This is a genomic window from Caballeronia sp. AZ7_KS35 (assembly GCF_023631045.1).
Taxonomy (GTDB): domain Bacteria; phylum Pseudomonadota; class Gammaproteobacteria; order Burkholderiales; family Burkholderiaceae; genus Caballeronia; species Caballeronia zhejiangensis.
The window spans coordinates 176,579-190,244 of the sequence record NZ_JALQDV010000032.1; the positions used below are offsets into that span (position 1 = coordinate 176,579).

The following is a 13,666-nucleotide window of genomic DNA, read 5'->3' on the forward strand; positions in this document are numbered from 1 at the left end:
CGCGCCTGTCGCGATCAATGCGGCACGCCCGGCGCGATGAGATCGAGCAGATCGTCCATGTCGAATGGCTTCGCGAGAATGGGCACGCCGAGATGCTTCGCGCGTTCGAGTTCATCGGCATAACCCGTCATCAGCACGAGCTTCTGCGATGGCAAACGCGACATGATCTGCTCGGCCAGATCGATGCCGTTCATGCGGCCCGGCATCTGCACATCCGACAACACGAGATCGAATCCATAACCTTCGCCCAATAGCGCGAACGCGGCATCGGCGCTTTCTTCGTGATGCACCGCGCAGCCGAGCACTTCGAGCACCGCCGTCACGCCCGCCGCGACATCCGCGTTGTCTTCCACGAGCAGCACCGACGTGCCGCGCAACGGCTCGTCTTCTTCATCGGATACGGGCACGATCGGCGGCGTCTCGACATCGGGCGGCACATAGGCCTTCGATTCCTTCGGTGCCGGACCATGATGGCGCGGCAGATAGAGGCGCACGGTCGTGCCCGATCCCGCCACGCTCGTGATGCGCGCCGTGCCGCCCGCCTGCTCGCACGCGGCGAGCACCTGCGTGAGGCCGAGGCCCGTGCCCGCGCCGCGCTGCTTCGTCGTGAAGAGCGGCTCGAACGCGCGGCGCTGCACTTGCTCGGTCATGCCTTCGCCGTTGTCGGTGATCGAGACGAGCACGTATTCGCCATCGGGAATATCCGTTTCCGCGCCGCGCACGCGCGCGTTCTGGCAACGGATCAGCACGCGCCCGCCGTGCGGCATCGCATCGCTCGCATTCACCGCGACGTTCACGAGCGCGATCTCCAGTTCGACCCGATCGGCCATGACGCGCCACAGATCGGGCGATAACTCCAGCGTCACCGCGACGGACGGATGCACCGATTTCTTCACGAGATCGAGCACGCTTCGCAGCCAGTCGGCGGGATCGACGAGCTCGCGTTTCAGCGGCTGCTTGCGCGCGACGCTCATCAGCCGCCGCGCGAGCGATTCGGCCCCGGCCGTGGCACGTTCCACCGCGAGCACTTCGCTTTCGACGTCGTTGAAGCGCTTGTGTCGGGCAAGCTCCATGTTCGAGCCGACGACCATCAGCAGATTGTTGAAGTCGTGCGCGACGTTCGCGACGAGATTGCCGAGCGCGCCCATGCGCCGCAATTGCCGGCTCGACGCCTCGACGGAAAGGCGCGTCGCGACTTCGGCCTGCCAGCGTTCCCATGCGGCCTGCTCCGCATTGAGCCGGCGGATCGAGAACAGGATCAGCAGCCACACCGCGATGCACGGCACGAGCGCCATCGTCGCGACGAGCGCAAGGTGATTGCGCCAGCGAGCGAGAACAGCGGAGGCCGCATAGCCCGTCGACACATAGAGCGGATAGTCGCCCACGCGTCTGAACGCGAGCAAGCGATCGACGTGATCGACGGTCGAACGAAGACGCATGCTGCCGTAAAGCTCGTTGTTGCGAAACGCGGCGGTAAAGGGTGTATTGGTCGCGGGTTGCCTGCTCTCCATGGCGGCCGGAAAGCGCGCGAGGATATTGCCGTCGCGCCGATAAAGCCCGATGACGACCGCCTTGTCGCCCGCCGCGAGTTCGCGATAAAAATCGGTGAGGTAGTCGCGCTTCAACGCAATCGACACGACGCCCAGAAACTTCCCGTTTCGGCCGATGCGTCCCATCGTCGTCGTGAAGACATCCGAGCGCGCCACCTTGCCGCGCAAGGGCAACGAAAAGTACGTGACGGGCGCCACCGCACGCGCGGACTGGAAATCGTCGCGATCCTCGATCGATATCGCGGGCGCGGGATACCAGCGGCTGTTGGCGAGCAGCGCGCCTTTCTCGCCGAACACGGAGATCGCCGCGATTTGCGCGAGCGTGCCGCTCATGTCGTCGAGCGTGCGATGCAGCTCCGCTTCGCGGCTCTTGATGAGCGCGTCGTCGCTATCGCCGAGCAGATCGACGATGCGCGTCTCCAGTTGCTGATTGAGGTCGATCACTTTCAGCGCGTGCTCGTCGGCGACGCGCGTGAGGCGTTCCGTGAGTTCCCGCGCATCGGCGAAGCGGCGCTGATGATCGTAGTAGCCGTAGATGCAAAGGCACGCGACCGGAATGACGATGGATGCGCCCAATACGAGCAGCAGCACCTTGCGCATCGATGCGAAATGGCGGGCAGGCAGCGGCAGATCGAATGTCGCGGTCTCTGTGGAGTCCAAGCGTTGCGTCTCCGAGGAAGTCGACCGGCATATCGTAACCGGCGAGGAGTCGGAGCGGTATGAAGAATGAAGAAAACGCCGGCATTCTCTTTAAACGCGGCGAGTGCATCGGTCGCCGGCGGCCTTTCTTCTGATTTAGCCAGGCGCATGCCTGGCCACTCGTCGCAGGGCTTGTGGACCCGGCGCGAGCGTCGGCTTCAGCCGGCCATTTCGCGATCGGGCGTCGCGGATATGCGATGAATCGCGAGATCGGCGCCATTGAACTCTTCTTCGCGATCGAGCCGCAGGCCCACTGTCATCTTGATGGCGCCATACACGAGCGCACCGCCCGCGAGCGCGAGCACGACGGCGCCCGCCGTGCCGATGAGCTGCGACCCGATCGACACGCCGCCGATGCCGCCGAACGCCTTCTGCCCGAACACGCCCGCCGCGATGCCACCCCACGCGCCGCACATGCCGTGCAGCGGCCACACGCCGAGCACGTCGTCGATGCGCCAGCGGTTCTGCACGCAGGTGAACATCTGTACGAAAAGCACGCCCGCGACCGCGCCGACGATCAGCGCGCCGAGCGGATGCATGAGGTCCGAGCCCGCGCATACCGCGACGAGACCCGCGAGCGGCCCGTTATACGTGAAGCCCGGATCGTTGCGGCCCGCGAACCATGCGGCGAGCGTGCCGCCGACCATCGCCATCAGCGAGTTGACGGCGACGAGGCCGCTGATCTTGTCGACGGTCTGCGCGCTCATCACATTGAAGCCGAACCAGCCGACCGCAAGCACCCACGCGCCGAGCGCGAGAAACGGAATGCTCGACGGCGGATGCGCGGCGATGCGCCCGTCCTTGTGATAACGCCCGTGACGCGGCCCGAGCAGCAGCACGGCGGGCAACGCGACCCAGCCGCCGAACGCATGCACGACGACCGAGCCGGCGAAATCATGAAACGGCGCGCCGAACGTGTGCGTGAGCCACGCCTGAATGCCGAAACGCTCGTTCCACGCGACGCCTTCCAGTAAGGGATAAATGAAGCCGACGATCACGCAGGTCGCGAACAGTTGCGGATTGAACTTGGAGCGCTCCGCAATGCCGCCCGACACGATCGCCGGAATCGCCGCGGCGAAGGTCAGCAGAAAGAAGAAGCGCACGAGCGCATAGCCGTTGTGCTGCGCGAGGATATCGGCGCTGTGCATGAACTGCACGCCGTACGCGATGTTGTAGCCGATGAAGAAGTACGCAAGCGTCGACACGGCGAAGTCCACGAGGATCTTCACGAGCGCATTCACTTGATTCTCGCGGCGCACGGTGCCGAGTTCGAGAAAGGCGAAACCTGCGTGCATCGCAAGCACCATCGCGGCGCCTAACAGCAGAAAAAGAGTGTCGGTTCCGGATTGGAGTGCCTGCATGATTCGAGCGATTGGTCTGGAAGAGGCGCACGTTTTGCAAGTTCCGGGCCAAGTTGGCGCAGACGGCATCCAAACGGTGCAGACGCTTTGCGCAGCGCGGATTGGCATGGTGCAACGGGCCGTGACGCTAACTTTTTCGGTGCGCCCGATCTTGGTGCAGTGCCCCGTTGCATGGCATTGAATGCACCGCGCAAGAGCCAAATATTTCGATGCGAAGGGACGCCGTAGGCTTATCGCAAGCATGCGATGCGATGCACGTTCGCGTTGCGCGGCGAGTATTCTGAAGACTGGTCGCGTGCAAAACGGAGTGGCCATGACCTCACGCATCGAACGATTTGGCGAGCACGTACGCATGGAATCGCATGAGCGCGATCCGCGTGTCGTCACGGTCGTGCTCGATCGGCCCGCGCGTCGCAATGCCGTCGATCGTTCCATGGCCGACGCATTGCGAGAGGCGTTCGAGCGCTTCGATGCCGACGATGCGTTATCCGTCGCCGTGCTATGGGGCGCGGGCGGCACGTTCTGCGCGGGCGCTGATCTGTCCGCACTCAACGATGACGCGCGCCGCAACAAGATCCATGCCGACGGCAGCGGCCCCGGCCCGATGGGACCGACGCGGCTCACGCTGCACAAACCCGTGATCGCCGCCATCGCCGGTCATGCGGTCGCAGGCGGACTCGAGCTTGCCGCGTGGTGCGACCTGCGCGTCGTCGAGGAACACGCGGTGCTAGGCGTGTTCTGCAGACGCGTCGGCGTGCCGCTCATCGATGGCGGCACGACACGGCTGCCGCGTCTCATCGGCATGTCGCGCGCGCTCGATCTGATCCTCACTGGCCGCGCCGTCGATGCTGACGAAGCGCTCGCTATCGGCCTTGCGAATCGCATTGCGCCGGCGGGCGAAGCGCGCAATGTCGCCGAAGCGCTCGCATGCGAACTGGCCGCGCTGCCGCAGGCCGCGTTGCGCGCCGACTTATGCTCCGCGCACGACAACGCATTCGATGCCGACCTGGGCCGCGCCTTGCAGCGCGAAGGCGCGAGCGGATATCGCGCGGTGTTCGATGAAGGTCTCGAAGGCGCGACGCGTTTCATCGCAAGACATCGGGACTGAAAGGACGAGCGACATGAACTCAGTGTTCGAGAACCGTAGGGAAGCGGGCCGCGAGCTCGCGCAGCATCTCGGCGCGTATGCGGACCGTGACGACGTCACCGTGCTCGCATTGCCGCGCGGCGGCGTGCCCGTGGCATACGAAGTCGCACGTGCATTGCGCGCACGGCTCGATGTGCTCGTCGTGCGCAAGCTCGGCGTGCCGGTGCAGCCGGAACTCGCGATGGGCGCGATCGCATCCGGCGATGCGTTCTTTCTCGACGAGCGCATCGTGGAATATGCAGGCGTCGGGAAAGACGAACTCGATCGCGTGATCGCGATGGAGCGCGCCGAGCTCGAGCGGCGCGAGGCGCTGTATCGCGGCGACATGCCGCCGCTCGATATGAACGGACGCGTGGCGATCGTCGTCGATGACGGCATGGCGACCGGCGCAACGATGAAGGCCGCGGCGATGTCCTTGCGTCATGCGCGCCCGTCGAAGATCGTCGCGGCGCTGCCCGTTGCGCCGCTCGATTCGGAAGCGCGCGTGGAAGATATCGTCGATGAATTCGTCTGCGTAATGCGGCCGCATCGATACTTCGGCGTCGGGCAGTTCTACATCGACTTCGATCAGACGAGCGACGACGAAGTGCGCGAGTTGCTCGATGCGGCCCGCAAGGATGTTTAGCGCAGCCAGGGCGCGTCGTGCGATTCCTGCGTCTTGCCGTATTTTTCACGCGCGGCCTTCAACGACTGCTTCTCGATGACGCCTTCGTCCACGAGCGATTTCAGCGCGGCGATGACGATCGATACGCGATCCACTTCGAAGAACTCACGCAACGATTGACGCGTATCGCTGCGGCCGAAGCCATCGGTGCCGAGCGTGACGTAACGGCGCGGCACATACGCGCGAATCAGTTCGGGCACCGCGCGCACATAGTCCGTCGCCGCGATCACCGGCCCGCGCGATGATTCGAGCGCGCGCGTGACGAAGGGCACGCTCGCATCGTCGTCGGAGAGGCGCGCCGCGCGCTCGCATGACGCGCCATCGCGATGAAGCTCCGTGAAGCTCGTCACGCTCCACACGGCGGCGTCGATGTTCCAGTCGTCTTTGAGCATCATGCGCGCGGCGATCGCTTCGTTGAGGATCGCGCCCGAGCCGAGCAATTGCACTTGCGCATTGGCATCGCCGCCGATGCGATAGATGCCGCGCAAAATGCCTTCGCGCGTGGACGCATTCAGCGCACTGCCGGGCGCGGAAGGCTGCGCGTAGTTTTCATTCGTCACCGTGATGTAATAGAACACGTCGTTCTGGCGTTCCATCATCTCCTGCATGCCTTCATCGACGATAGCCGCGACTTCGTACGCGAACGCGGGATCGTAAGCGCGGCAGTTCGGAACCGTCGATGCAGAGAGATGGCTCGTGCCGTCCTGATGCTGCAAGCCTTCGCCGCCGAGCGTCGTGCGGCCCGCCGTCGCGCCGATGAGAAAGCCGCGCGAACGCTGATCCGCGGCCGCGAAAATCAGATCGCCGATGCGCTGAAAACCGAACATCGAGTAATAGATGTAGAACGGCAGCATCGGCAGATCGTGCACGCTGTATGAAGTCGCCGCCGCGATCCACGACGACACCGCGCCCGCCTCCGAAATGCCTTCTTCGAGAATCTGCCCGCGCGTGTCCTCGCGGTAATAGAGCATCGAGCCCATGTCTTCCGGCTCGTATAACTGGCCGAGCGGCGAATAGATGCCCACTTGCCTGAAGAGATTCGCCATGCCGAACGTGCGCGCCTCGTCCGCGACCACAGGGACGACGCGCGGTCCGAGCGTCTTGTCCTTCAGCAAGCTGCCGAGCATGCGGACGAAAGCCATCGTCGTGGACATTTCCTTCGCTGATGCGTCGAGCGCGAACTGGCCCCACGTAGCGAGCGCGGGCGGCGTGATGCCAAGCGAAGCCTTCGCGCGACGTCGCGGCAGATAACCGCCCAACGCCGCACGACGCTCGTGCAGATAGCGCATTTCGGGCGCGTCATCCGCGGGCTTGTAGAACTTGAGCTGCTCGACATCGTTATCGGAGAGCGGCAGGCGGAAACGATCGCGGAACTGCTTGAGATCGTCGAGATCGAGCTTTTTCTGTTGATGCGTCGTCATGCGGCCCTGCCCCACCGCGCCCATGCCGAAGCCCTTCATCGTCTTCGCGAGAATCACCGTCGGCTGGCCCTTGTGCGAAAGCGCCTTCGCATAAGCGGCGTGGAGCTTGCGCACGTCGTGACCGCCACGGCGCAAACGGTCGATATCTTCATCCGACATATGCGCGACGAGCGCCGCGAGTTCCGGATTCTGCCCGAAGAAGCGCTCGCGGTTATAGCGGCCGTCATTCGCCGAGAAAGTCTGGAATTGGCCGTCGACGGTATGCGCAAATGCGCGCAGCAATGCATTGGAGCGATCGCGCGCGAACAGCGCGTCCCAGTCCGAGCCCCACAAGACCTTGATGACGTTCCAGCCCGCGCCGGTGAATTGCGCTTCGAGTTCATCGACGATGCGCCCGTTGCTGCGCACAGGGCCATCGAGCCGCTGCAGATTGCAGTTGATGACGAACACGAGGTTATCGAGTTGCTCGCGCGCTGCGAGCGACAGCGCGCCGATCGATTCCGGCTCGTCCATTTCGCCATCGCCGAAGAAGCCCCAGACCTTGCGGCCTTCCGTGTTCTTGAGATTGCGGTTCTGCAAATAGCGCATGAAGCGCGCTTGATAAATGGAATTGATAGGACCGATGCCCATCGACCCAGTGGGGAACTGCCAGAAATCCGGCATCAGCCAGGGATGCGGATAAGAGCACAAGCCCGGTCCCGCGATCTCGCGCCGATAATGCTTCAGATGTTCTTCGCCGAGAAAGCCTTCGAGAAACGCGCGCGCATAGACGCCCGGCGACGAATGCGGCTGAAAGTAGACGATATCGCCGCCATGCGTTTCATTCGCGGCTTCAAAGAAGTGATTGAAGCCGACCTCGAAAAGATCCGCCGCCGATGCATAACTTGCGATATGGCCGCCGAGTTCGCCATAAGCCCGATTCGCGCGCACGACCATCGCGAGTGCATTCCAGCGCAACACCGCGGCGAGCTTTTCCTCGATGTCGAGATTGCCGGGATAAGGCTGTTGCTGCGCCACGGGAATCGTATTCGCATAAGGCGTCGCGCGCGCCCGCGCCGATTCGACGCCCACCGACAGCGCGTGCTCCGCGAGCCGGTCGAAAAGATACTGCGCGCGATCCTTGCCTACGTGTTCGACGACCGCATCGAGCGCCTCCAGCCATTCGGCGGTCTCGCCGGGATCGATGTCCTCGCGTCCCTTGGCAATGGAAAGAAGCTGGGTGGTACCGCTCGACAAGTCCGTCATGGCGCGACTCCGCGTTGGCTAGAGAATACGCTCAAGCATATCCTTTGATGCGCAGAATGTGCGTCTCATTTGGCTGCCTTCTCGCTTTGCTGTAGTGTGTTTATTCTTCGGAAACGCCAAAAACCGGAATCTTTCGACTATGACAGCACACTCGAAGCAGCGCCTCGACCGCATCGACATCGGCATATTGAATGAGCTACAGCAAAACGCGCGCATCACCAATTCGGAACTCGCCCGCGCCGTCAATCTTTCGCCGACGCCCTGCTTCAACCGCGTGCGCGCGCTGGAGAAGGCGGGCCTTTTCAAGCAGCACGTCACCTTGCTGAATCCGGAAGCGCTCGGGCTTTCCATCAACGTCTTCATTCAGGTCAGTCTGGAAAAGCAGATCAAGGATGCGCTTGCGCGTTTCGAGCAAGCGATCAGCGAGCGGCCCGAAGTGATGGAGTGTTATCTGATGACGGGCGATGCCGATTACCTGTTGCGCGTCGTATTGCCCGACGTCGCCGCGCTGGAGCGCTTCATCCTGGAACGGCTCACGAAGATGCCAGGCGTTTCCAACATTCGTTCGAGCTTTGCGCTCAAACAGGTGCGCTATAAAACCGCGCTGCCGTTGCCCGCGTCGGGATTGACCCTGCCCGATCAGAATGCCGACGAGGCAGAATGGACCTGATGGATAGTGCAACGAGCGGTCGATCCTTCCGACAGCACTAAACATTCCTGTAATTCTTGCGATGACGCGGTGCATCGCCTATAACTCGTGTGGCCTGTGCGGCATGTTTTCCCGGCTTGACGTGTTCTCTGACGAATTACCACGCACGCGAGAAAGACATGAACATCGAAACCGTACGTGTATTCATCATGACGCGCGGCGTCGATTTCGCGATCATGGTGATCGGCGCGATCGCGCTGTGGATCATCGGGCGCTGGCTGATCGGTCTCGTCACGAGCACGATGCGCAAGCTTCTTTCGCGCAACGGCCGCGTCGATCCGACGCTCGCGCATTATCTCGGCTCCATCGTCGGCGTCATTCTCAATCTGCTGCTCGTACTCGCGATTCTGCAGATTTTTGGCGTGCAGACGACGTCTTTCGCGGCGTTGCTCGCGGGTCTCGGTCTCGCTATCGGCACGGCATGGGGCGGGCTGCTCGCGCACTTCGCGGCAGGCGTGTTCATGCAGGTGTTGCGGCCCTTCAAAGTGGGCGATTTCGTGACCGCGGGCGGCGTGACCGGCACCGTCACTGAGCTTGGTCTTTTCGGCACGACCATCACGACGCCCGACAACGTCGCGGCCATCATCGGCAACAACAAGATCTTCTCCGACACGATCTGGAATTTCAGCTTGCTGCCGCATCGGCGCGTCGAACTGAGCGCGAAGATCGCGAATGGCGTCGATCCGCTCGATGCCATCGCGCGTCTGAAGGAAGCCGTCGCGAAGATACCGAACGTGGCGACCACGCCGCCGCCCGATGTCGAAGTGCTGTCGTTCACGCCGGAAGGACCGCTTCTGTGCGTGCGGCCTTACACCAATACAAACGACTATTGGCAGGTCTATTTCGACACCAATCGCGCGATCATCGAAACGTTCAGGCAAGCCGGCTATCCGACGCCGGAAACGCCGCTCGTGCGCCGCGTCGTCAACTGATTTTCACGCGCGAATGCTGAACTAGAATGAGTGGAACCGGCGTGCCTTGCGCCGGATCACCGGTCGCGCGCGGGAGGATGCCATGCCGACTTATCAATACCGTTGTCAGGATTGCGGCGAGACCTTCGAGCACGCGGAGCACATCGTCGAGCATGCAACGGTGCAACTCAAATGCCCGAAGTGCGGCAGCGAGAAGGTCGCGCACGCACCGGCGCCGTTCGTCGCGAAGACCACGAAGAAAAGCTGAACTTCAAGCCGCGCGAAACCGCACTTCGTGCGACGGCAGGCCGCCCAGACGTTGCGCGACGTGATCGATGAACGCGCGCAAGCGCGGCGCTTCGTGACGGCTCGGCGGCCATAGAATCTGAAACACGCCTTCCGGACGCATGTGTGCGCCGAGCACCGCGCGCAGCATGCCGCCGTCCATCGCGCTCTTCGCGACGAAATCCGGCACGCACGCGAGCCCCAATCCGGAGATGCAGCCTGCGAGCACGGCTTCCATGTCGTTGAACGTGAGCGTCGCGTGCGGATCGATTGCGAACGTGTGATCGTCACGCGCGAAACGCCAGGGCTCGGGACGGCCGCTCGCCGGAGAACGGAAGCGGATGCACGCATGGCCATCGAGATCGCCGGGCGTCGCGGGCTCGCCATGACCCGCGAAGTATGCGGGCGAGCCAATCACGACCGGACCGTATTGCGTGAGCGGGCGCGCGAGCAATTGCGAATCGGCGAGACGCCCTGTGCGGATCACCGCGTCATACCCTTCCTGCGTGACATCGACTACGCGATCGCTGAATTCGATATCCAGTTCGATGTCCGGATAGCGCCGCCTGAAGTCCGGCACGAGCGGCATCAATAGCCGCGTGCCGAGCGACGGCGCGCTGATGCGCAGGCGTCCGCGCGGCGACGACGTCGAATGGAACAGCTCGTTCTCTGCTTCTTCGAGATCGGCGAGCATGCGTTTGCAGCGCGCGAAGAAACGTGCGCCTTCGTGCGTGAGGCCGATCCTGCGCGTCGTGCGATTGAGCAGTTGCACGCCGAGCTTCGCTTCGAGCCGCATCACGCTCTTGCCTACTGCCGAAGCCGACAATCCGAGCGCGCGCCCTGCCGCGACGAAGCTGCCCGACTCGGCGGCGCGCACGAACGCGACCATGCCGGAAAGACTTTCTGTCGATGGAGGCGCCCCGGACGAAGTCGCCGTGAGAGACCCGTGCGAAGCCTGCGATGGAACGGTGGTCATATTCATGTTCTGGCGAAAAAGAAGGCGCGACGGATTGCGCCTGTCTTCTGCAAGAACGTGCGTGATGCCGATTTATTCCCGACTTACCCGCGCTCTCGTGTAGTGCGGCGCGTCAGCCGTTCAGTTCCTCGTGCAGCGCGACGTATTCCTGCGCGAGCTTGTGACGCGGTTCGAGATAGATCATCGGCCGCGCGTGCTGATGGCTCTCGCGGATTTTCACGGAGAGCGACAGATGCGAATTGAGCACAGGCAAATCTTCGCCGCGTAGTTCCTCGACGAGTTGCTGGGGCAGGCTTGCGCGCGGCTGGAACTGATTGATGACGATGCCTTCGACGCTCAGATCCGGATTGTGATCGTGGCGGATCTCCTGCACGTTATCGAGCACCGAATAGAGCGCGCGGCGCGAGAAGTCGTCGCAATCGAATGGAATCAGACAGCGCTCCACGGCGATCAATGCGGAGCGCGTGAAGAAGTTGAGCGCGGGCGGCGTGTCGATATAGACGGCGTCGTAGTGTTGCAGTCCCTTCAATGCGTCACGCAGCTTATAGATCTTGTAGCGCGATTCGAGCTTGCTTTGCAGCGCTTCGAGATTCGGATGCGACGGCACGATGTCGAGATTCTCGAATGGCGTTGCATGAATGAAGGACTCGAACGCCGGTTCGCGAAAGCTATAGCTCAATGCGGATTCGAAGAAGCTTGCGAGATTCGGCTGTGCATCGCGGGCTTGTTCGCCTAGCAGGTACTGGCTTGCATTGCCCTGCGGATCGAGGTCGATGACGAGTGTGCGCAGGCCCCGGGAAGCGCTGATCGCGGCGAGATTGCAGACGATGGTGGACTTGCCTACGCCACCCTTTTGATTGAAGACCACACGGCGCATCGGTTTTTCTTCCTGGGTTTGTGAACGCTCGTTTCTTTGTGCGTTCTGGCTGGGGTTGAGCGGTTCCAGGGATGTGATCTTATCGCATCAATATGGTTGCGGTTTTTGGCTTTGGGTTTTTGTTCGTTTGTTCGGGAGGTGTCGCTGGATCCCGTATTCGTGTCGGTCTATTAGCACTGCCCCTGTGCTAATAGACCACTAAGAAAACGGGATCCGGCGAAAGCGAAAAAATCAAGGAAAAGCCGGAATCGTAGGATCGGCCCCTTCGACATCGGCCTCCGGATGATGACTCTTCACCAGCGCCTCGATCTCCTCGACACGATCCTTCGGCACATCGACCATCATCAGCAATTCGCCATCGTCGATCGCCTGCTCGAACCGCCGCAAGCGCGTATTGGGAATGCCCACGCCGATCATCGTCGCGGCCCATGCGCCGAAGCCCATGCTCGCCAGCGTCATGCAAACGACCGCGCCGCCGGCAATCGTCAAACCCGCAGGCGGAAATGCCATCGCAACAAGTCCGGCGAGCGCGCCCGTCACGCCTCCTGCAGCCGTTCCGCGAGCAAGCGCAGGCAAGAGATCGGTGCGTTGAACGAGTGTCGCTTGAGGCAAATCCTCCAGCGGTTCATGAGGCCGCGCAAGCACATGGATATGCCGCCATTCGATTCGCTTCAGCAGCAATTCGTCGATGATCCCCTTCGCGCTCGCCACACTCGGCAGCAGAAAATAGATGCGCCTCATCTCGCACCTCCATATCGGAGCGTCATGAATCCAATATAGACGACGCGCACAGGAACGCTTTTCAACACGCACGAAGCAGGTCACCGTGCTTGGGTATCACCATGCAGGCAGCGCACGCTTATGCGAGTATCTCCGGATTCGTTCGAACGATTCGCATTCGGAAAAGGAGCAGCATGACGCACATGAACACCCCTTCGTGGCAGGACGTAATCATGCAAACCGAACGCGCACTCGCATGCGGCGCACTGCGTTCGTTCGATACCGCGCAAAGCGTGATCGAAGATGGCGGCGTGCGCTTTCTCGTACGACAGGCCGCTAATATCGCGCGCAAGGAGCAGGCATCGAAACTCGCGGCAAAGTCCGCCGCCGATGCCGCGAGCGCATGGCGCGATCCATTCTCGCCATGCGAGGAAGCGCTGCGTGTCGGCGATATCGGCGAGCGGCATTTTCTGTTGCTCAACAAGTTCAACGTGCTCGCGCATCATCTGCTGATCGTGACGACGGACTTCGAGCCGCAAGAGACGCTCATCAGCGAGGACGACTTCGCCGCGCTCTTTGCCTGCCTCGATCGTTTCGATGCACTCGGCTTCTATAACGGCGGCAGCATCGCCGGATCGAGCCAGCCGCACAAGCATCTGCAGATGGTGCCGCTGCCGCTCGATGGTCAGGCATTGCCGATCGAAGCGGCCATCGAAGCGGCGCGCACGAGCGGCATCTTTCGCGTGCCGCAACTCGCGTTCGCGCACGCAGCCGCATGGCTCGACGATGACAGCATCGCCAACGTGCACGCAACCTATCTGCAACTGCTGAACGCGATCGGCGTGCAACCGCTCGATGTTATGGGCGTCGAACATCAAAGCGCGCCTTACAACCTGCTCGTCACGCGTCGATGGATGCTCGCGGTGCCGCGCAGCGTATCGCATGTCGAGGGCGTCGCGGTGAATGCGCTCGGATTCGCCGGCTCGCTCTTCGTTCGCGACGACGCACAGCGCGAGGTCGTCGAAACGCTGGGTCCGATGAAACTACTTGCAAACGCAACTATCTCTTGAAATCGGCTCCGGCGACCCGCATGTCCGCATC

The 13,666-nt window shown here is 62.3% G+C and carries 12 protein-coding genes; 6 read left to right on the plus strand and 6 right to left on the minus strand.

Annotated elements, in window-relative coordinates; all coding sequences use genetic code 11:
• Positions 1–14: 14 nt before the first annotated feature.
• Together NCT05_RS20600 and NCT05_RS20605 are read right to left on the minus strand one after the other, a co-directional pair.
• Complete coding sequence (locus NCT05_RS20600) at positions 15–2,210, minus strand: hybrid sensor histidine kinase/response regulator family protein (protein WP_250503062.1); 2,196 nt, start codon at positions 2,208–2,210, stop codon at positions 15–17.
• Positions 2,211–2,407: 197 nt separating this feature from the next.
• Positions 2,408–3,610 (minus strand): ammonium transporter, encoded by a 1,203-nt coding sequence (locus NCT05_RS20605; RefSeq protein WP_250503063.1) that lies wholly within the window; start codon positions 3,608–3,610, stop codon positions 2,408–2,410.
• Positions 3,611–3,923: 313 nt separating this feature from the next.
• Here NCT05_RS20605 and NCT05_RS20610 point away from each other — a divergent pair, with 313 nt between their 5' ends.
• Both NCT05_RS20610 and NCT05_RS20615 read left to right on the plus strand, forming a co-directional pair.
• Positions 3,924–4,718 (plus strand): crotonase/enoyl-CoA hydratase family protein, encoded by a 795-nt coding sequence (locus NCT05_RS20610; RefSeq protein ID WP_250503064.1) that lies wholly within the window; start codon positions 3,924–3,926, stop codon positions 4,716–4,718.
• A gap of 13 nt (positions 4,719–4,731) precedes the next feature.
• Complete coding sequence (locus tag NCT05_RS20615) at positions 4,732–5,382, plus strand: phosphoribosyltransferase (RefSeq protein WP_034471932.1); 651 nt, start codon at positions 4,732–4,734, stop codon at positions 5,380–5,382.
• Here NCT05_RS20615 and mdeB read toward each other — a convergent pair.
• Positions 5,379–8,087 carry an alpha-ketoglutarate dehydrogenase gene (gene mdeB, locus NCT05_RS20620; RefSeq protein WP_250456860.1) on the minus strand — a complete coding sequence of 903 codons (2,709 nt, stop codon included), beginning with the start codon at positions 8,085–8,087 and terminating at the stop codon, positions 5,379–5,381. The two genes, NCT05_RS20615 and mdeB, sit on opposite strands and share 4 nt — an antisense overlap.
• A gap of 139 nt (positions 8,088–8,226) precedes the next feature.
• Between mdeB and NCT05_RS20625 the strand changes: the two genes are divergently transcribed.
• The 3 genes from NCT05_RS20625 to NCT05_RS20635 all read left to right on the plus strand — a co-directional run bounded on the left by NCT05_RS20625 (position 8,227) and on the right by NCT05_RS20635 (position 9,975).
• Entirely contained in the window at positions 8,227–8,757 is a 531-nt protein-coding gene (locus NCT05_RS20625; protein WP_008353006.1) for an Lrp/AsnC family transcriptional regulator, read from the plus strand.
• A gap of 158 nt (positions 8,758–8,915) precedes the next feature.
• Complete coding sequence (locus NCT05_RS20630) at positions 8,916–9,728, plus strand: mechanosensitive ion channel family protein (protein ID WP_250435972.1); 813 nt, start codon at positions 8,916–8,918, stop codon at positions 9,726–9,728.
• Between the two features lie 82 nt (positions 9,729–9,810).
• Positions 9,811–9,975 (plus strand): FmdB family zinc ribbon protein, encoded by a 165-nt coding sequence (locus NCT05_RS20635; RefSeq protein WP_008353004.1) that lies wholly within the window; start codon positions 9,811–9,813, stop codon positions 9,973–9,975.
• Between the two features lie 3 nt (positions 9,976–9,978).
• On the opposite strand, the gene NCT05_RS20640 is transcribed toward NCT05_RS20635, so the two are convergent.
• From NCT05_RS20640 to NCT05_RS20650, 3 genes are all read right to left on the minus strand, one after another.
• On the minus strand, positions 9,979–10,881 hold the full coding sequence (locus NCT05_RS20640; protein ID WP_350029895.1) for a LysR family transcriptional regulator: 903 nt from the start codon (positions 10,879–10,881) through the stop codon (positions 9,979–9,981).
• 199 nt (positions 10,882–11,080) lie between these two features.
• Positions 11,081–11,845: a ParA family protein gene (locus NCT05_RS20645; RefSeq protein ID WP_175979479.1), complete on the minus strand. Its 765-nt coding sequence runs from the start codon at positions 11,843–11,845 to the stop codon at positions 11,081–11,083.
• Between the two features lie 231 nt (positions 11,846–12,076).
• Positions 12,077–12,586: a DUF1269 domain-containing protein gene (locus tag NCT05_RS20650; protein WP_175979480.1), complete on the minus strand. Its 510-nt coding sequence runs from the start codon at positions 12,584–12,586 to the stop codon at positions 12,077–12,079.
• Between the two features lie 173 nt (positions 12,587–12,759).
• On the opposite strand from NCT05_RS20650, the gene NCT05_RS20655 reads away from it, so the two are divergent.
• On the plus strand, positions 12,760–13,635 hold the full coding sequence (locus NCT05_RS20655; RefSeq protein ID WP_250503066.1) for an ATP adenylyltransferase family protein: 876 nt from the start codon (positions 12,760–12,762) through the stop codon (positions 13,633–13,635).
• Positions 13,636–13,666: the final 31 nt, after the last annotated feature.

Excerpts from the sequence above, each read along its gene's own strand:
- NCT05_RS20605 (WP_250503063.1), bottom strand. The coding sequence starts at position 3,610 with ATGCAGGCACTCCAATCCGGAACCGACACTCTTTTTCTGCTGTTAGGC.
- NCT05_RS20610 (WP_250503064.1), top strand. The coding sequence starts at position 3,924 with ATGACCTCACGCATCGAACGATTTGGCGAGCACGTACGCATGGAATCG.
- NCT05_RS20615 (WP_034471932.1), top strand. The coding sequence starts at position 4,732 with ATGAACTCAGTGTTCGAGAACCGTAGGGAAGCGGGCCGCGAGCTCGCG.
- mdeB (WP_250456860.1), bottom strand. The coding sequence starts at position 8,087 with ATGACGGACTTGTCGAGCGGTACCACCCAGCTTCTTTCCATTGCCAAG.
- NCT05_RS20625 (WP_008353006.1), top strand. The coding sequence starts at position 8,227 with ATGACAGCACACTCGAAGCAGCGCCTCGACCGCATCGACATCGGCATA.
- NCT05_RS20630 (WP_250435972.1), top strand. The coding sequence starts at position 8,916 with ATGAACATCGAAACCGTACGTGTATTCATCATGACGCGCGGCGTCGAT.
- NCT05_RS20635 (WP_008353004.1), top strand. The coding sequence starts at position 9,811 with ATGCCGACTTATCAATACCGTTGTCAGGATTGCGGCGAGACCTTCGAG.
- NCT05_RS20640 (WP_350029895.1), bottom strand. The coding sequence starts at position 10,881 with ATGGTCGCGTTCGTGCGCGCCGCCGAGTCGGGCAGCTTCGTCGCGGCA.
- NCT05_RS20645 (WP_175979479.1), bottom strand. The coding sequence starts at position 11,845 with ATGCGCCGTGTGGTCTTCAATCAAAAGGGTGGCGTAGGCAAGTCCACC.
- NCT05_RS20650 (WP_175979480.1), bottom strand. The coding sequence starts at position 12,586 with ATGAGGCGCATCTATTTTCTGCTGCCGAGTGTGGCGAGCGCGAAGGGG.
- NCT05_RS20655 (WP_250503066.1), top strand. The coding sequence starts at position 12,760 with ATGACGCACATGAACACCCCTTCGTGGCAGGACGTAATCATGCAAACC.